The sequence below is a fragment of the Bifidobacterium sp. genome (assembly GCF_022647885.1).
GTDB lineage: Bacteria > Actinomycetota > Actinomycetes > Actinomycetales > Bifidobacteriaceae > Bombiscardovia.
Genome location: NZ_JALCLM010000001.1, coordinates 1044902 through 1064256, shown reverse-complemented (window position 1 = coordinate 1064256; position 19355 = coordinate 1044902). Strand labels below are relative to the sequence as shown.

Below are 19355 nucleotides of genomic sequence, written 5' to 3'. Positions count from 1 at the left end.
CTGACCAGCTCCGATGTAGTCACCAATCACTACACAAACAACAATCAGCGTGTAAAAACACCCTTTAGAATTCCCAATCGTCATCATCAGTGGATTCTGAATGTCCCATAACATATGAGGAACCGGAACCTGAGAAGAAATCATGATTCTCATCTGCTGCAGGAGACAGCGCTGCCAATATCTCTGCGCTTACTGCTGTCTCAGAAGCGCTATACCGTGCTGGATAGCCGAGATTCATCAAGGCTTTGTTAGCGTTGTAGCGAACAAAGGCATGCACATCATCGATAAAATCGAAACCTTGATACACCTGATCCGAATACTGCAATTCCAAATCATATAACGTATCTAGTAGTTGATTAGTGAAACTATCTATCGCTGCACGGTCTGAATCCGAACGTAGCTCAAGTCCTCGTTGATATTTATATCCAGAGTAATATCCATGAATAGCCTTGTCCCGCAGTATCAAACGAATCATATCTGCCGTATTCATTAATTTCGCCCGAGATGCAAAATGCAACGGCAAATAGAAACCCGCATAGAGCAGCAAAGAGGATAGTAGCGTTGCAGCTACTTTACGTTTGAGAGGATCATCACTTTCGTACTCCACAAGAACTGTGCGCACACGTTCTTGGAGTAAATCATTGCGAACCGCCCACCGATAAGCATCATCTATCTGTTCACTTGAACACAGGGTTGAAAAAATGGATGAATAGGACCGTGCATGCACAGCCTGCATAAACGCAATATTGGTGTACACAGCCTGCTCATGCTCGGTGCGGGCATGCTCGATTTGGCAAATCTCCCCCACCGAAGATTGTGTGGTGTCGAGTAGCGTCAAGCCTGTAAACACGCGAACAGTGGTATCCCTCTCAATCTCGCTGAGTGAATTCCATGAGGGAATGTCGTTTGATAGCGGCACTTTCTCTGGAAGCCAGAAATTTGAGACTAAACGATTCCAGACTTCCAAATCTTTGTCATCTCTGATGGCGTTCCAGTTGACAGGACGGATTCTCGACGAGTGGTCCAGCCTGAATTGTGGCGGCGTTACAGATGCTTTCATCATGGCATCATCTGCTAATTCGATGGGTCGAACTCTATCTTGCACTGATATCACTGCTCCTCGCTCACTGCCTATAACCACTATATGCAGTGCTTTATTCTTTCTATTGCACCACATATAGTATTGATGCATCAGAAGAATTCTGTCAGCGACACGCAAAAGTTCTACCCCTAGAACTCTTATGTGATATATCCCACACCTCATAGCTTCATCATTGTTTTCGAGTCACTCATCCATGATTGCTATGGCTTTCATGGCGAGCGCTTTACACGTGCCGCTGTGAATATACTTGGCACTATGCAATCAAGCTCTCGTAGTGGCCTTAGCAGTAAACGAGTACGAGCTATTCTTCTGGTTACTGTGCCATTGGTGCTGATTGGCCTCGTTGCAGCATGCGCCGTTGTGCTATATCATCCTGTGACTCAGTCGCCAACGACCTCCATCATTCCATACACAGCGGTGCGTGACGCTGATGGTAACTTTGTTGCTGCTACTCGCTCTAACAATGCAAAGGCATGCAACAATACTGATTTATCTGCAGTTGTTGAATTTGGTACCAGTGCAATGGGAACATCGAGTGCCTGGATTCGTGTTCAAAACATCAGTCGACTCGGCTGTTCAGTCACATCAGAAGCGCCGGTGATTACTATGAAACGAGGAGGCAAGAACCTCCAACTCAATAATGTTCAGATACCAGGGCACACGGGCACATACATGAGCTATGACACCACCGCAACCATTATGCCTTGGCGAGTCAATCAGCAGCAATTTCTCATGGGAAGAAAGCCAACAGGTCGACAGAAGTGCGAGCAGTCTATTGTCCGTAAGCTTTTCGGGCATCAACTCTCTGCCCGTTCAAGCTGGAAGTAACGGTAATATATCAAATATTCTTACCACTGACGCACACACATCAGTACTCGTCACACCTTGGACTACACCGCATTACGGTCCAGCACTTGCCGATGATGGTAGCGTAGAAAGCCCCCAGCAATATTCTGCGTGCGAATTATTGGTGGCAGACCCACTCAAGCAGAACAACATTATTTCCAGCAGTAGCGGAAATAAAGGGCGTCAAACAACCATTTCTTTCACACTAATCAACGTAGCTCTCAAAGCTTGCAAACTCACCAAAACTATTGCATTAACGGATATCGAAAAAGCTCATACGCCCCTCAGCGCGTTCAACCTTCAGGATCAGTTGATGATTCCAGGGAAGTCAACATTCATTGTGGCAACCTGTCCGATTAATACCAATGCCATCATCAAAGCTGCATCCACAGAAGACTCAGAAGCACCAGACTGGTTCAGCCAGCACTACGGCAATTGGAAACCTACAACTCCCCAGATCACTTATCTCCCTATGAAACAAGCTCTGAGCTGTGATTAGGGAAGTCACGCTATTTATGTTCTTGAGCATACTCACCCGCAAACACACAGCACAAAAATCGATCAATGAGGACTGCCAAAGCCAGTATTGTCAAAAGGTAATTTTGTGGTCAATAATGGCAGTCAATGCCCACAAGATACATGCCACATCAATAAGCTCTTGAATTAGCGCACCAAGAACCGCAGGTATCACACCAAAGGCAGCAACAATCATGCAGATAATTGCTGCAATAATGCCACCAAACACTGCCTGCAACATGATGCGCCTGGTTTGACGAGAAATCATCATGCCAGTTGGCACCATGGCAATATCATCATTCATAATGACTACCTGAGCTGACTCAGATGCAGCAGTGGATGAACCATCCGTCATAGCCACACCAATATCAGAAGCTGCAAGCACAGGCGCATCATTCACACCATCGCCGACCATCATGCTGATATTGCTATCAGTATTTATACCTATGAGACCTTTCAACCACAGCACTAATCGTTGGGCACGCCCTTGAGCAATGCTCGGCTCTTCTCGCGCGCTTTCAACTGCATACACTTTCTCCTCAGGCAACAGCTCGGCGCGAACATCTCGAATACCAACAGCGTGCGCCACGATATTTGCTGAGTCCAGCTTGTCTCCTGTTAGCATCGTCACACGGGAAACACCCAAATCATTCAACTGTTGTATTGTCGCTTTCGCGTTTTGACGCGGGAAATCCTTGAGAATGATACGGCCGGCCATGTTGCCATTGACAGCAAGGTATGTGACCATCTCATTCGAGGCCAAAACAGGAAATGCCGACTGAATCTCTTCTTCGGTGATATCAGGAGCCACAAATTTCAACCTGCCCACAGCGATAAGGTTTTCAGCCACCTTTGCTTGCACACCATTTCCGGTGGTTTCACGTGCTTCAGTCACCACTGGACGCTGCAAATGCTTCTCGTGTATCAAATCCAAAGCAGCCTTTTCTACACCACGCGCAAGAATATGTGAGGAATAACCTTCGAGCATCCCTGCAGAAATAAGCAGTTGATCAGGATTCAACCCCTGCTGCTGAGACCAATCACTCAACTCAATACGATCGACACGGGGCTTCTTTTGCGTTAAGGTTCCAGTTTTGTCAAAGAACACATGATTCACTTCGCCCAGACGTTCAAGAATATCTTGAGCTTTGATAACAATTCCTGCTTTGGCCAAACGCCCAGTCCCGCCCATAAATGCCACAGGCGCAGCAATCAGAAGAGGACAGGGAGTGGCAATAACCAAAACCTCAGCAAAACGCATAGGATCACGAGAAATACCCCATGCCATGAATGCAATTGCCAGCGAAATCACAGTAAAGGGCACAGCCAACAGATCAGCGGTTTTTACCGATGCAGGACGAGATTCCTGAGCGGACTTCACTAATTCAATGATCTTCTGGTACTGGGAATCTGCGGATTTCGCCGTCGCTATCATCTCAATAGCAGATGCGCCATTAATTGCTCCTGATGACAGTTTTGAACCTTCATACACATCTACAGGAAGCGGTTCACCGTTAATCATCGACATATCCAGCGTGGCTTGCGCGCTATGCAGCACACCATTAACAGGTATTGTTTCACCTGGTTTCACTAAGAGTTTGTCAGAGATATTCACCTCTGAAACAGAAACTGTATTCCATACAGTTTCGCCAGCATCTGATAACTGAGCTATATGAGCAACAGAAGGAGCAGCCTCCACCAACGCCTCAAGATTGCGTTGCGCCTTAGACTCGGCAAAATCCTCAATAGCCTCACCAGAAAAGACCATAAGAACAACGACCCAAGCAGCCCAATATTCATGGACTGCGAGCGTTGACATCAATGCCACAATTGCAAGAATGTCAACGCCTACGTGCCCTTTACGTATATTAGCGATCATGCCCCACAGCGAGTGGAGGACGCTAACCACTGCAGTGATAATCAGCAACCAGGAAGCCACTGGATACTGAATGCGCCATAATGTGGCCGCTACGACACCAATGAGCACAGTTAACAGCAGTAGTATGCGGCTCGCGCTTAAACGCAGCAGTATGCCGTGATTTTGTATTTGCTGAGTAACAGCCATGACAGCACATCTCCAAAAGTCGATTTCTCAAGATCAAATTCTCGAAACCAAGCCACCATACCACCTCCAAAATCATTGAAATATCAAGGTTTTGGGTTGCTTATGTCGTATAAGAAAGTTCGAGGGGTAGAGCTCGGGCTGCAGATGAGATAAGTGCGATAAAAGTGGAGATTTGCTACGAATTTTTTAGCAAAAATCTCTACTTTTATCGCACTTATCTCATATTGGCGTCTTTGAACGATCAGGAAACAGTGTTTCCGTAAACCTGCGCTTGCAAATCTTTGCGTGCTGTTTCGAGCTTGGTGATATCACCTAAGAGAGAAAACTTCTCAGTCCCGTCAGTCATCTGATTCATTCTGCGCTTGGCCACTGCTATGCGTCTCATATATCCCATGTCCAAGAGACGAACTAGCAGCTCGGAAGCATATTGTGTCTCCGAAACTGTAGGAGGACGAAGCTGTACAGCAGCAGCATTACTCTCAGGAGCTGCTGATTGACGGCCACCGCTCGCATTGTCATCCTGAGGCAACGGCAAGGGCATTACAGCAAGCTCATTAATGACTTGCTGAAGCCAAGGTCCCGTGGCTTTGGTGACATTATGCATCCATAATCCTTGTGGAGTGTCATCACTTGGCAATCCCCCTGCAGCATCTACCGCTTGGAATAGTGATCGGAATACCGGAGTGGTGAAGCTACCTTCGTCGAGCTGTGCGAACATCTCACGGTTCACTGCACGAGGCACCTGAATCAGAATTCCCATAAATTGCTGCTCACAGATAAACACCGCATCATCGATACGGAAATAGCCTTGCATCTGAGCATCCTGATGCTCTAATTTTTTGCGGTCAACCATGCTCGCAGAAGGATTCTCGCCACGTTCATGAATCTGATTAAGAGTCTGACGATGGTTTCTTGAGACATATGCATCTTCGTCATGCACATGAAGATTCCGTCGTGCAGCAGAAACCTCACGGTTCATGATTTCCATCTCTACGCCGACTCTACGTGCCGCCTTACGAGCATATAAATCCAGTAATGACCGGTCTCGAATCTGCGCAATAACCGGTGCAACAGCCTTGACTGCACCCATTTGTCCGGTGGTGAATTGTGTATCAAAGGCATTGATCGCTGCGTCTATAACGAAGTCATACAAGGGTTTCGCATGCTGCACCAAACTGCGTACAGCTTCATCTCCACGTTCAATGCGAAGATCACACGGATCCATATTGTCGGCTGCTACAGCAACAAAGGTTTGCGTTAAGAAAGACCCATCAAGACCGAAAGCATGTAACGCTGCTTTCTGACCAGCTGCGTCACCATCAAAAGTGAATACCACGCGTGAGCCCTTTACCGGTCCAACTAGTTGGACAGCTCCCAAAGAATCATCAGAAATAAGACGGCGAACAATTTTTGCATGTTCCAAGCCAAATGCTGTTCCACAAGTGGCCACTGCAGTATCAACACCAGCAAGATGGCATGCCATCACATCCGTATAACCTTCAACAATCACTACCTGTCGTTTCTTAACAATCTGTGATTTAGCCAAATCTATGCCATACAGCACCTGATTCTTACGGTACAACTGAGTGTCAGGTGTATTGATGTATTTGGCTTGTATGGTGTCATCGTCATAAAGCTTTCGAGCGCCAAAACCCAACGTTCTACCAGTAGAGTCACGTATAGGCCACGTCACCCTGCCACGAAAGTAGTCATACACTCCACGCTGACCTTGTCTGGCGAGTCCAGCATCAGTCATTTCCTGTTGAGTGAATCCTTTGGAAGAAAGGTGACGAACCAAATTATCCCAACCTTGCGGCGCATAGCCGCAACCAAAACGCTCGCTATCGGCTTGCGTAAAATTGCGTCCGCCAAGCAACTTACGTGCAGGAAGTGCTTCTTTACTCATAATCTGAGATTTAAAAAAACTTTGAGCTTCCTCATTAGCCTCAATCAAACGAGATCGCTTAGAACCCCGCTGCTCAGGGACGGGATTATTGGAATCATAATGCAATTCAATATGATATTTATCTGCGAGGATACTTACGGCGTCGCCAAAACCTACATTCTCGGATTGCTCAACATATCCGAATACATCGCCTCCAAGACCACAGCCAAAGCAATGCCAGACACCAAGCGAAGGACGAACCGAAAAACTGGGAGTCTTCTCATCATGAAAAGGGCACAGGCCAACGAATGTGCCCGATCCTGACGATTTGAGAGTGACATCGGCAGAAACAATATCGTATAAATCCGCTGCTGCTCGAACCTTCTCGATATCCTCTTTAACAATCATTCCTGCCATAAAACCCAGAATACCTGCTGCTTAGGATGACTGATTCAGCTGCATAAGATGGCATGCATAGTGAGTGCAGAACCATCAGTGAGACTGGCCACTTGATCGATAGCAACTCGCAGACGCTCATCCTCGTTAGTCGCCGCATACCAATCATCAAGGAATACTGTCTCAAGAGCGTCCGAGGGTCGAGGTGAATCCTTCATCATGACTTCAACCAGATCAGAGACTATTTCGAGTTGGCGATCGTGGAAAGGTTCATGCTCTCGAGGTGCCATGACGAAGAAGACCGAGATGCCTTTTAAAGCCACAATTTCATAGGCTGTCTCATCTGGAATAACCAGCGAAGCAGTATAACGTACCAGTCTTCCACTGCCATACCGTTCACGGGTTGCCCGCTCCACCGACCCAGCGAAACGTCCTATCAACGCACTCGTGATATTTTTCAATTGTGCTAAGGCATTTCTTGACCCGTTGAAATGTTGGGGGAACATATGCAAGGCGCGTAAGCGCTGCAATGCTGCTATAAGCTCTTCAGCATCCCATTGCTCTCCATACCACGAACGAGTCATGCCAACAATAGAATCGACAACCTTATGATCTGCAAGCGAGAGAGGGTTGAATGAGCCGGCAACGATAGCATCCTCCATATCGTGCACGCTATACGCGATATCATCCGACAAATCCATCACTTGGCATTCCATCGGACGATCAGTGTGATGTCCTGGCAGTTTTAACCAACGGAACACATCCACATCGTCAGGATATACGCAGAATTTAGCACTCCGCTCCCCTTTAGGATGTTGCGCCGCCTCAGCAAAAGTCCAAGGGTATTTGACCGTAGCATCCAAGGCAGCTCTAGTCAGATTCACTCCTGCACTACGTCCATCCGCATGAAATATTTTCGGTTCCAAACGCGTCAGCAATCTCAGTGTCTGCGCATTGCCTTCAAAGCCACCAATTCCCTGAGCAATATCCGACAATGCTCGCTCGCCATTATGCCCGAATGGCGGATGACCTAAGTCGTGAGCTAGACATGCACAGTCAACTACATCAGGGTCACAACCCAACATGGCAGCAATTTGACGGCCTATTTGAGCAACTTCAAGGGTGTGCGTCAAACGCGTGCGCGCAAAATCATCTGTTCCCGCAACGAGTATCTGTGTTTTAGCACCAAGCCTGCGAAGAGCTGAGGAGTGTACTAGACGAGCCCTGTCACGTTCGAAAGCGGTGCGAACGCTAGATTTTGGAGGTTCAGGTGCCCAGCGTTCCTCGTCAATTGGCTGGTAGCCTTCATGTGTAAGGACAGATTCACCATGTTCATCGAATTGTTCACTGTTCACTGTTGCACCCCCAGTCACATATACCACGGCCACCGTTGCACCATCAGGCTACCGCACACGTATACCTTTACAACCCCAGTTAACACTCTCAATGACCTATTTCACATCTCCAATAAAAAAACTGCCTCACTAGAACAGTGTTCGCGACAATAAAGCGAACAATAACTGTCCTGGTGAAGCAGTTAACTTCTGCCAGTCTTAGTGACGTTTGCGCAGCACCATAAACACTGTTCCTGTGGCAACCGCCATCAGTGCGACTAGTACTACGCCTCCTACTGCAGCACCGGTTGTGGAGAGATGACCAGAATTCCCTCTACTCCCCGCAGCAGCACCAGAAACCCCATCAGAGCGATCTTTCGACTTATCAACCGCAGGATTAGTCGAAGCTTGCACCAACATCTGGTGTGCCCTAAGCAAAGAGGCAAAGGCAGTGTTGACTTGGTCCTGAGTGGCATTGGTGTCAGCAAGTGCCTGTTGCGCTTGGGTCAAGGCCGCAGAGAAGGCCTTCCAAGAATCAGCAGTGTAGTTCTTGCTATTAAGAGTCTTCAAGGCATTGTACAAACTTTGCAACTTCACCTTATCAACCTTTGCGGATACCTTCACCAGGCCGTTAATCGCAGTATTCAGCGAGTTATATGCCGCATTGATCTGCTGATTAGTGGAGCTGGCATCGGCAAGCACATCCTTAGCATTGGTAAGCGCTTGAGCTAGCAGCTTCCACGATTCCGGCGTATACGTGCTCTCCTTCAAAGCATCTGCTGTGTCCACGAGCTTCTGCAATTCGCTGGTATCTCGATCAGCGATGCTCTGGACATCAATCACAGGGCTGGCATCTTTAGCAACCGGAACCGAGCCATTAAGGTGCAATAGCAAGGCTTGTGGCTGTGCTGTTGCAGCAGGTGTTTCTTCAGTTGATGATGAACGAGCACTCTTGCTCGCCGACGAACTGACGGCAGTCTTGAGATGTGCCTGAATCGTCCCTGTCTTATCTGCTTCCACCGCAGAACCTGATCCTGTTTGCCCACTAGTGCCGAACCAGAGGTCAGGATTTAGCGGGTCAAATGTTGCCCAGTCAGTCTTATCAACTACATATGACTGCTCAGCTTCTTGTGCAAGTGGCGATTGTGTTTCTGCATTGAATGTCATAGGAGCAGATGACGAATCCTTAGCAATCCCCAAGGCACTGAGTTTTACCGACAGCAGCGCAACATTTGAATCTGACACAGTCGAATCGACCACAGGTTCCTGATCGACAAGCGTATAAGCATTACCCTCTAATTTGTAGGTTTCCGCCCAAACCGCGTCTGTTATGGCGCCATTCTTCACCGTGTTGACCTGAACAACATAATCAGGGTTTCCATCAGCATTCTCACCAATATTAATGATTGGATACACACTGGTTCCTAAACGTGACCAGGTTTTATCGGTTTCGATGCCGAAGGTGAGATAACCCTGCGATTTATCGCTGATTTGAGGAGCCGTTGACGAGACACCAACTGCGCGAATATCCGCAGAAGCAAGGCTTCGTGCAGAATCCTGCGACGTGTAACCGTCAACTGGATCTTCCACCGCAAGCTGCATCGGTGCTATCTGGGAGCTATACCCAGTTACACCTGAACCATTGGCGAAGCCCTTGCCACTAATCACCAACTGACCATCAGCAGAACCCTTGGAGAATTCAAGGCTCGTGCTCGTTTCGGAAATCGGCTTAGGCGCGCTAACCATCGACACACGCAAGGCGGAGAAAGCACCATTGGCAGTGTCAGTAGGCACCAAACGCACAATACCGCTGGCGTCGGTGACGTAATTGCTGTCATAGTCAGATGAAACTGGATTCTTCACCGGCTGTGTGGTGTCACGGGTGTGACGCAGCAAGGATTGGTCTGGAATGCTCAATGTGACCGTGAAATTGGCGCTACCGTTTGCAGGGACAGTAAGGGTCTTCTTGTCTAATGTGTAGTCAACACCAGGCGTGCTCACTCTTGCCTGATAAGACAATGAATATGTCACTGGCTTATCAGCCTTATTACTCACCGTGAAGGATTTGCTCTTGCTATAACCAGCTCTTGGTACCTGCACGATACCGAATTCACCGGTCACAGCAGTCGGGTCATCAGTGGCAGCGACTGTTGCCTGATTATTCACGGCTTCGTAGGCATCCACACGACCGGTTCCAACGCGTAGCGGACCCATCTTAGTGCTGCGATCTTCGCTCAAGACATCATGATCCGCCGTGTTCATCAGCTGTGCCTTAATGGTCTTCGCGCTCCACCCCGGGTGCGCTTGATAGGTCAGCGCTGCGATACCTGAAGTCATGGGTGTTGCCATAGACGTGCCACTCATTACCTCAGCTTTTGAGCCAGTACCAGCAGAAGCGGAGATAATACCAACACCAGGAGCAGAGACATCTGGCTTTGCAGTGCCGTCTGCTGAACCGTGAATGCCTCGCGAAGTGAAGGAAGCCATGGTGTCTTCATATTTGGCGGAATAATCCACCTTGGTGCTCAAGCGTTGATCTGATGAAAGTTTGACGGTCAACGTGCCCGCATCAAGAGCCGATTGCACTTTGGCAAGCCCAGCTGGCGTGACTTGGAAACCTGGCAGAGTAGCGTTTCCTGCGATACCAGCATCAGGTATATCTTTATCGGACTGGAACAGAATGGCTTTGGCCCCAGCAGCCTCAGCATTGTCAAAACGTTTCATGGAACCACAGACCAGATTGTTGTCGTCCCATTGAACCCATGCAATGTTGCCTTTTACTGCCGCAGCATCCTCGTCCGAGTAAGTGTTGCAACCAGCAAGATTGGTTCCGTCTTTGAGCTTGACTACTTTGCCTTCGACGTTGATATTACTGAGATCAGCATAATTTGCGGAATACTGCCCAGCAAGTTTGGTTCCGGCCACAGTGCTTGGAGCAGTAGCGGTTATGCCGTCCTGCAAGGTACGACCAGAGCTGCTGGCCGCAACAGTGAGTGCGCTTTTGGCACTTCCAGGAGAACCGAGAACATCAGTGAAATCGCCGTCATTCCCAGCGGCTATGACTGACAGCACGCCTTTATTGCTGAGTGCATCGACTTTAGCTGTATCAGGATCATCATCAGAACCGTAAGAGCCACCTACTGACATCGAAACAATATTGATTGCTGTACCGTTGGCAATTTGCTCACCAACCCAGTCAAGAGCCTCACCAACAAGTCCTGTGGTTCCACCATTGTCACCAAAGACTTTCAGAGAATACACACCCGCTTCTGGTGCCGAACCTGGTCCAACTTCCATGGACTGTAACGCAGTTTCGGACAGCTTATTGTACTCACCCTTGAAAGTTTTGCCATCAGCAGTTACTCCATAACCAAGAGCTGTGCCAGCGACATGTGTGCCGTGATGCCCGCCCTTGCCATCAATAGGATTACTGTCAGGAGTTGGCGTTTGGGTACTTGCATCGTCTGGATCATAATCAGTACCAGCGAAATCGTAACCTCCCTTGAACTTCTGTGAGTCAAGCAATTTACTCAGAGTTGGGTCTGTTAACGGTGCACTCTTAGACGCTAAAGCTGTGTCGTATGCAACTGTAGTCCCTGCGCCACCAAAATCGGCGTGAGTGTAGTCAAGGCCAGTATCCACAATGGCGATATTGGTACCTTTACCGGTTTTACCGGTTTGTGTCCAAGTCTTGAGGGCTTGTACCAGCGCATCACTGTTGGCATTCTTTGGTTCAGCATTGGCGATTGCCGCGTTATCAGTTACAGCAGTGCTAGCACTGGAATCCTTTGACGTAGTGCTTTGAGCCTGACTATCTGATGAATCCTGTGCATCTTTCGCAGAGGAGTTCTTATCGGATTGGATACTTGACGAATCAGTGTACTTCGAATCAGATGAATTTGCGTCAGAAGAATTCGAATCAGAACTGTCTGCTTTGGTATCACTTTTGGACGTGGAATCACCATCAGAGGCGGATGTGTCACTTGCTGAGCTACTAGACGTTGGGGAGTCTTCGCCGTTTGCAGCTGCCGTGCTTTCCGTATTTTCAGAGCTGTCCGCAGTCTTTTTGAAACTAATCGGATTAATTTTGCTTACTGAGTCAGATTGCTCAGCCAGCTTTCTTAACGCTGCTGCATCTGCATATACGGCGATACCTGGAACGGTATAAGCCGTTGTATATAAGGATGTTGCCTTGGGATCGAGCTTTTTCAACTCGCCCAGTACATCTTGTGAAGTATCGTCTGCCTTCTCAGCAGTATCTTTCGCAGTTTCTTGCAGAGTTTTCTTGCCTTTGAAAGCGGAAGGACTTTTACTGCCACTTACCGACAACGCGCTCTTACTGGTTGTCTGGATAAACACCGGCATGGTGCCCGAACCTTGTGCTATTTGGGAGGCAATCTGTACTTTCCCAGTAGTTGGAGTGTCTGCGTGAGCTACAGCAGTCCCCACAGTTGGTAGCAGCATCGCAAGTGCTATAACAAGCGCGCTCCACCGTCCCCTATTTCGTTTTTGCATAGAGTAATCCTGTTCCCTTCTAGTATGGATATCCAATCCACACTTCTTTTCCCCGAGAACAAGTTACCTTTGTTAACGAACGGCTATGTTTCGATGAACAGTTATGCCTGATGTTTCAACGGCAATACGGCATGTCGCCAATACGAGTGATATGAACACTATTAGGGAAGAAAAACAAAAAATGCTCCCACCGCAAATACCAGCGGTAGGAGCATCATGAAGGTTACATTTGGGTATTACTCGAAGGGATCAGCATCCACTACAACAACCTCGGTAGGAACATTCCCTGCAGTTGCCTTGGAATATGGGCACAGCTCCTGAGTACGTTCAACGAGTTTTGTCACAGTCTCTTCGTCAACATCGGGGATGTACACCTCAATCTTGGCTGTAATACCGAAAGACTCGCCCTCTGGTCCAATAGAAACGTGTGAACGCACTTTGCTCTTTGCTAACTTGCTGCCAGCAACACGCAGTTCTTTGCCGGCCAAGCCGAGTGCACCTTGGAAGCACGCGCCCCAACCAATTGCGAAGAGCTGCTCAGGATTGGTACCGTTACCTTTACCACCCATGGCGACTGGTGTATCTAAATCAAGTTCAAGGTCAGGCTCATGACTTACAGCATGGCCATTTCGTCCGCCAGTGACATTAGCCACAGCGGTGTAGGCAATCTCTGATGGTTCTTTTCCTTTATATGCAGTCATACTGTAATGACACCACCATCTGAAAAACCCTGCAAGTTATTACGCCTACAGAGACTATGACACATCTGACATTTCACAACTTGTAGGTCATGATTCACAGCTCAAGATATGTCGAATAACCTGAGGTAATACTCCTTAATTACAACAAAGATTCTGGGTTCAACTTTTCTATATCTTGCTTTGGTAATGACGTATCCGCATGCAGATATAGCCTAGGAATTCTGCTGCGCAAGCATGTAAATATCTCATAACAAATCGTCCCTGCAGCCCTCGCCCAGTCGTCAGCTGTGGGTTCACACTGCTCTTCGCCACTACCGCGACCAAAGAGCAACACGGTATCTCCCTCGTGTACCCCGAGCTGCTCGGCATCACCGTGCAAATCAAGCACACACTGATCCATGCACACCCTGCCCGAAACCCGCAGCAATCGTGGACCATTATTGGTCATCACACGAATTGGGCCGCCTAAGTGCACTTGTCCCAAAGAGCCCTCAGCATCTGAACCAGATGCTGAACGATGAATGCCGTCAGCATATCCCAGAGGCATCACTGCTGTACTGGTCTCTTCTTCGGTGAGATAGGTGCGTCCATAGGAAATACCATGCCCTGCTGTCAGATGTTTAACTGTGGCCAATTGAGCTTGTAACGTCATAGCTGGAGTAAGAGCGTATTTTGATGGTGCTCCCATGGATGGGTCAGGTTCATAACCATAAAGCCCAATACCTGGTCTAGTGAGGTCATAGTGAATAGCCGGCCGAGTGAGAGTAGCTGCTGTATTAGCCAAATGTCTGATTTGCGGAGAAAGACCAGCCTTCTGCATACGCAGTGAAAACTCCTCAAAATTGGCAATCTGTTGATCTGTTGACGCTACAAAAGCCGGATTACTGGGCATATCAGCAACCGCAAGATGACTCCACTGACCGATGATTTCAATCGACCCCTCGGCATGACAACGGCCAAGCGCACTCAGAGCATCATCAAAAGCTTCGGGGGTAAAACCATTACGTCCGAAGCCGGTATCAACCTTGACATGAACTCGTGCTGCTTTCCCGAGCTTACGGGCAGCGGCGGCGACTGCCTCGATACCCGAGAGCGATCCCACGGAAATATCGATATCCTCAGTAATTAAATCCTCAAAGAGTGCTGCTTTACCGTTGTATAACCATGTCAGAATATGACAGCGTTCAACACCGATACCAGCTTTCCTAAGCAACAGAGCTTCACGAGGTTGTGCAGTTCCTAGCCAAGTTGCGCCTCCCGCAAGTGCAGCGAGGGCTGCTGGAATAAGGCCGTGACCATATGCATCAGCTTTAACCACACCCATCACTGCAGTACTGGAATTAACTCCCCCACATATGTCAACAAGTTGTTCCATATTGCTTTTCATTGCAGCCAAATCCACAATCGCCTGTCCCGGATACTCTCGACAGGCTTTACGATAATTTGACTTACCAAGTTCAGAGGAAAATTCCAACTCAGGCGCAGCATTGAATGTCATAACTCTATTGTGAACCCCTGAAGTCACCTTTGTGTAAGTTAGACAGCGTTTCTTCAAGTAATACTCACCCAAGGTTGATGTTGTATAGCCCGAGAGTTCAATAATCTTTGTAATCTGCCCTTGCCATAGCAACTTCTGACCTCATACGCGCACTAATTTTCACAAATTCTCGCCACAGACGTTCACAACCACACAATACGTAACTTATTGAGCTGCCCAGTAGGTGACGTTCCCCGTATTCATTCGTTTGTGTAGGGATTTTTGCGATAAGCGTCACTATACAACTTTGCAAAATGGCGGAATTCCAACATTTCTAACTTTTCATCAACGCGAGATACACGGTAATCCCTACACAAACGGATTCATATGGAAAAACTACTGGAATCGCGTTGTGAAAGAGTGATTAGCGCACAAAATGGTAGGCAATCCGTTCAGCTTCGCCAACTCGATGGTTGCTCAGATGAATAATGCCGCAACGTTTAAACCCTGCAGATTCAAAAACATGTTGCATTGCCTTGTTGCGATGATGAGTGTCACCACGCACGTTGCTATATCTCTCAGTAACCCATGCCATACAGTCATGAGATACCCCACTCGCAACACCTGCAGATGCTACTCGATGGAGTGCCACATACTGCTCATCATTCAACCAACTACCATCGGTAATGGTGCCGTAAGTCGGATCTTCTCCTGTACACACAGAAAATACTGCAAGAATCCGTTCTTCTTGCTGCGGCCCTTGGTTATCAACCAACAACATGGTTCGGTTTTGACGCAAATCCTCACGAACAGTTTCAGTAAGAGGATATATCGAGCCCCATTGACTGGGGTTTCCATTTTGAGCCATCAAGCGTCTTGCTCTGGAGAAAATATGTTGAATTGCATCGAAATCACCGCTGTCTGCATGGCGGACACGTCGCACTCCTCCAACTGAGTCGCCAAGTGAACCATCCTGACTTGAATGCTGTATAAGAGACGGAGTTCGCAGCTCAGGAACTGTTAATGTGTTTGGCACATCAGACTCTGATACTTTTCCTGTTTCATCCGTGCTCACCGATGACGATTCAATCACGTATTCACCTTTCTCACAGCCTGCGGTAATCTCGCACCCACCAATGTGCAGACTATGTACAGTACCCAATAATCTGATACTCAATCTGCCACCCTGTGCTGACCGTGTAACCATAAACATGCCTATGAACAATATCGCTCACAGCTCTTCAACCAAACTGATCAGTAGCTTGGCGAGCGCTGTACGCGATGTCTTGATAAGAGGCGTATATCGCGCAGTTTGCAGCGCTCAAAACACTGGATACACAGTCAAAAGCCACAGGCTATAAGCACTCATTCAATTGCTGCAATTATTTGGGTGTTCTTAGATGACTTTGCGTTCAAAAGGATCTGAGCTGATCCCTTCGGCGAGAATATCCTTGCTCCATTGCTTAGCAGAAAACAGGCTGTGATCACGATAGTTGCCACAGCTGGTGATTTCAGTTCCTGGAACATCATCCCATGTGGATTCATCAGCAATAAACTCTAATGACTCTTTCAGAGCTTTAGCAATGTCTGCAGTATCGTGCTCTCCCCAAGCTAAGAGATGAAACCCCGTGCGGCATCCGAACGGGGAGCAGTCAATATACCCAGGAATGCGCTCTCTGAGCAAGACAGCCACCATATGTTCAATGGTATGCAAACCTGCTGTAGGGATAGCGTTCTCATTTGGTTGCACCAAACGAAGGTCAAAATTAGAAATACGATCTCCGCTTGGACCCTGCTCAACATCAATCAGCCGCACATAGGGTGCTTTGACCTTAGTATGATCCAGTTCAAAACTCTCAACTATTGGTTTCGCCATAATAATCCTTACCTTCCTACAGTGTTTCATGTCACTCGTTATCGTCTTTTATGCTAAGCCCCCGTATGAATATCCGTTCACTCTGCGCGCGCTGCTAAATGGTATGACTGCGCAGAGCATGTTGAAACTGTGCATGATGGCACGCGAAGCTTGGTAATTCCTTTGCTTCGCGTGCTTTCGTGCACAGTTTCGCGTGTGACACATTCCCGCGCATGAGCAGTAAATACCTAACTGTGTAATATGGCATGTGCAGCACGCCGATTTGCTGGCTTAACGTGCTGATACGTACAGTTTCAAGCGAATGTATTCCTTTGAGACGGGAATGGACTGGCTATCGTTCTTGATTTCCCCTCTCAGTGCTGTGGCACATAGAGTTGGTCACCAGTCTGATGAAATTCGCGGCTCATCTCCTCCATACCGCTGCGAATGAATTCCTCTTGTTGCTCAGCGTCGCCGTATTCACTACGAATATTCTGCGAAATGGCCATTGAGCAGAATTTTGGGCCACACATTGAACAGAAATGTGCCATTTTCGCTGGTTCAGCTGGCAAGGTCTCATCATGGAAAGCGATTGCAGTGTCTGGGTCATAAGAAAGGTTAAACTGATCCATCCAACGAAATTCGAAACGAGCCTTTGATATCGCCAGGTCACGATCTTGTGCGCCTGCGTGATGCTTGGCAATATCTGCCGCATGCGCTGCAATTTTATAAGTGATGACTCCGGTTTTAACATCGTCCTTATTGGGTAGACCGAGATGTTCCTTAGGCGTGACATAGCAGAGCATCGCTGTACCATATCGCGCAATCTCGGTTGCACCAATTGCCGAAGTGATGTGATCATAACCCGGCGCACAATCCGTGGTCAAGGGTCCGAGAGTATAGAAAGGCGCTCCCTTACACAGAGCTTTCTCGATTTCTATATTCATCCGAACCGTATCGAAGGGGATGTGCCCAGGACCTTCAATCATCACCTGTACATCATGGTTCCAAGCCTTTTGAGTGAGTTCCGCTAAGGTCATCAATTCCGCGAATTGCGCCTGATCATTTGCATCAGCCAAGCTACCTGGACGAAGGCCGTCCCCCAAAGAGAAGCACACATCATATTGTTTGAAAATGTCGCATAATTCTTCAAAATGCGTGTAGATGAAACTTTCTTGATGATGAGCTAAGCACCATTGCGCCATAATCGAACCACCGCGAGACACTATACCGGTCACTCTGTTGGCAGTTAGTGGCACATAGCGCAGCAACACCCCTGCATGAATGGTCATATAATCCACGCCTTGCTCACACTGCTCGATAACGGTATCCCTGAACAGCTCCCAAGTAAGCTTTGTCGCGTCTTCATCCACCTTCTCTAAGGCCTGATAAATCGGCACAGTACCAATCGGAGCAGGTGAGTTGCGCAAAATCCATTCACGAGTGGTGTGAATATCGTTACCAGTTGATAGGTCCATCACTGTGTCTGCACCCCATTTGCAGGCCCAGTTGAGTTTCTCCACCTCTTCGTCAATGGACGATGTCACCGCGGAGTTGCCCATATTGGCGTTGATTTTCACCAAGAATTTTTCGCCGATAATCATCGGTTCTGCTTCTGGATGGTTGATATTCAAAGGCATCACCGCTCGTCCAGCTGCCAACTCTGAACGTACTAGTTCAACATCGCAGTGCTCTCTTTCGGCAACAAACTTCATTTCAGGTGTGGTGATACCTTGACGCGCGTACCACATCTGAGTGATCGGATGCCCGCTAGCTTTTAAAGGATTGCGACGTTCTCCTTGCCATTCCTTAGATGCCTCGCCACGTCGCACTGCGGCTTTCCCGTCATCCTCGAGATCCCTGCGACGACCCTCATACGAAATGGTGTCCTTACGGTCCGCGATCCACTCAGCTCGCAACGCAGGCAATCCTTTTAACACATCATGCGACGGGCCTTCAGTGTTGTAATCCTCAAATGGTGCATTTGGTGTGGTGGTTGACGCTCCACCAGGCAAAAATGCTGGTGTCACAGTGTCACTCAATGCAATCTTGGTGCTGGGGATATTGAGTTGATAACTACCCGAATCATTCGAGAATGACACGGTACGCGTTGTTCTCACATGGGATTGATCCCGTTGTTTACTAGATCGCGCTGCATCATCGACTCGATGTTGCATAACACTGCTTTTCGTGGCTGCCGTCGGGACATTGGACGGTTCTGCTGACGATGCAGCCGATGGTGTTGTTGCTGAAGCTGTAGCTAAGCTTGTAGCTATCGATGAATCTTCTGACATGATTCTCCTTCCCTTACCGGAATTACCCGGGCAGGTTCTAACGGTGCTCGAGTTTCCTCGATCTCAGCCCTTACGGGCGCCCGCGGTGATTACTTATTGATCTTGATGCAGATTGAGACACAGTGATTACTAGAAGTGAAGAAGGTATCGAAATTTCTGGCGATTGTTTCAAAAACTGGAATAGGACGATTGCCGCCCCACGCTTACCGCAGTCGTAAGCAAGGCTGTATATATGCAAGCACGCTGAAATATCGCCAATACGCTACACGGCTTCTACTGCAATGATGTTGTCATAGAATCAGTCCTTACGACGGCATTACCCGCATCAAGTTCACGGTCGAAGTCTGTTGACTTCCTCTCAGCCTGCAC

General features: G+C 48.1%; 11 protein-coding genes and 1 pseudogene. 2 read left to right on the top strand and 10 right to left on the bottom strand.

Annotation, left to right across the window (positions count from 1 at the left end):
- Nucleotides 1-64: 64 nt before the first annotated feature.
- On the bottom strand, nt 65-1060 hold the full coding sequence (nrdF, locus tag LKI20_RS04585) for a class 1b ribonucleoside-diphosphate reductase subunit beta (protein WP_434734937.1): 996 nt from the start codon (nt 1058-1060) through the stop codon (nt 65-67).
- A 297-nt stretch (nt 1061-1357) separates the two neighbouring features.
- Between nrdF and LKI20_RS04580 the strand changes: the two genes are divergently transcribed.
- Nucleotides 1358-1930 (top strand): hypothetical protein, encoded by a 573-nt coding sequence (locus LKI20_RS04580; protein ID WP_291770489.1) that lies wholly within the window; start codon nt 1358-1360, stop codon nt 1928-1930.
- Nucleotides 1878-2447 carry a hypothetical protein gene (locus LKI20_RS04575; RefSeq protein WP_291770488.1) on the top strand — a complete coding sequence of 190 codons (570 nt, stop codon included), beginning with the start codon at nt 1878-1880 and terminating at the stop codon, nt 2445-2447. The genes LKI20_RS04580 and LKI20_RS04575 overlap by 53 nt, the downstream gene beginning before the upstream one ends.
- 90 nt (nt 2448-2537) lie before the next feature.
- Here LKI20_RS04575 and LKI20_RS04570 read toward each other — a convergent pair whose 3' ends face one another.
- From LKI20_RS04570 to thiC, 9 genes and pseudogenes are all read right to left on the bottom strand, one after another.
- Nucleotides 2538-4529 carry a heavy metal translocating P-type ATPase gene (locus tag LKI20_RS04570; RefSeq protein WP_291770487.1) on the bottom strand — a complete coding sequence of 664 codons (1992 nt, stop codon included), beginning with the start codon at nt 4527-4529 and terminating at the stop codon, nt 2538-2540.
- A 241-nt stretch (nt 4530-4770) separates the two neighbouring features.
- Nucleotides 4771-6831, bottom strand: coding sequence for a DNA primase (gene dnaG / locus LKI20_RS04565; protein ID WP_291770486.1), 2061 nt, complete (start codon nt 6829-6831; stop codon nt 4771-4773).
- A 35-nt stretch (nt 6832-6866) separates the two neighbouring features.
- Entirely contained in the window at nt 6867-8165 is a 1299-nt protein-coding gene (locus tag LKI20_RS04560) for a deoxyguanosinetriphosphate triphosphohydrolase (RefSeq protein ID WP_434734936.1), read from the bottom strand.
- A 198-nt stretch (nt 8166-8363) separates the two neighbouring features.
- A complete protein-coding gene (locus LKI20_RS04555; protein WP_291770484.1) occupies nt 8364-12659 on the bottom strand; it encodes a S8 family serine peptidase in 4296 nt (1431 codons plus the stop codon).
- A gap of 236 nt (nt 12660-12895) precedes the next feature.
- Nucleotides 12896-13360 carry an Ohr family peroxiredoxin gene (locus tag LKI20_RS04550; protein ID WP_291770483.1) on the bottom strand — a complete coding sequence of 155 codons (465 nt, stop codon included), beginning with the start codon at nt 13358-13360 and terminating at the stop codon, nt 12896-12898.
- 139 nt (nt 13361-13499) lie between these two features.
- Complete coding sequence (alr, locus tag LKI20_RS04545; RefSeq protein ID WP_291770482.1) at nt 13500-14858, bottom strand: alanine racemase; 1359 nt, start codon at nt 14856-14858, stop codon at nt 13500-13502.
- 403 nt (nt 14859-15261) lie between these two features.
- Nucleotides 15262-15930, bottom strand: a complete 669-nt coding sequence (locus LKI20_RS04540; RefSeq protein ID WP_291770481.1) for an N-acetyltransferase — start codon at nt 15928-15930, stop codon at nt 15262-15264.
- A 303-nt stretch (nt 15931-16233) separates the two neighbouring features.
- Nucleotides 16234-16713: an S-ribosylhomocysteine lyase gene (locus tag LKI20_RS04535; RefSeq protein ID WP_291770480.1), complete on the bottom strand. Its 480-nt coding sequence runs from the start codon at nt 16711-16713 to the stop codon at nt 16234-16236.
- Nucleotides 16714-17066: 353 nt separating this feature from the next.
- Nucleotides 17067-18866: pseudogene (thiC, locus tag LKI20_RS04530) on the bottom strand (phosphomethylpyrimidine synthase ThiC); the annotation flags it as partial.
- Between the last annotated feature and the right edge of the window lie 489 nt (nt 18867-19355).

What these genes read in the sequence shown, in the direction of transcription:
- nrdF (WP_434734937.1), bottom strand. Translation starts at nt 1,060, where the DNA reads ATGAAAGCATCTGTAACGCCGCCACAATTCAGGCTGGACCACTCGTCG.
- LKI20_RS04580 (WP_291770489.1), top strand. Translation starts at nt 1,358, where the DNA reads ATGCAATCAAGCTCTCGTAGTGGCCTTAGCAGTAAACGAGTACGAGCT.
- LKI20_RS04570 (WP_291770487.1), bottom strand. Translation starts at nt 4,529, where the DNA reads ATGGCTGTTACTCAGCAAATACAAAATCACGGCATACTGCTGCGTTTA.
- dnaG (WP_291770486.1), bottom strand. Translation starts at nt 6,831, where the DNA reads ATGGCAGGAATGATTGTTAAAGAGGATATCGAGAAGGTTCGAGCAGCA.
- LKI20_RS04555 (WP_291770484.1), bottom strand. Translation starts at nt 12,659, where the DNA reads ATGCAAAAACGAAATAGGGGACGGTGGAGCGCGCTTGTTATAGCACTT.
- LKI20_RS04550 (WP_291770483.1), bottom strand. Translation starts at nt 13,360, where the DNA reads ATGACTGCATATAAAGGAAAAGAACCATCAGAGATTGCCTACACCGCT.
- alr (WP_291770482.1), bottom strand. Translation starts at nt 14,858, where the DNA reads ATGACATTCAATGCTGCGCCTGAGTTGGAATTTTCCTCTGAACTTGGT.
- LKI20_RS04535 (WP_291770480.1), bottom strand. Translation starts at nt 16,713, where the DNA reads ATGGCGAAACCAATAGTTGAGAGTTTTGAACTGGATCATACTAAGGTC.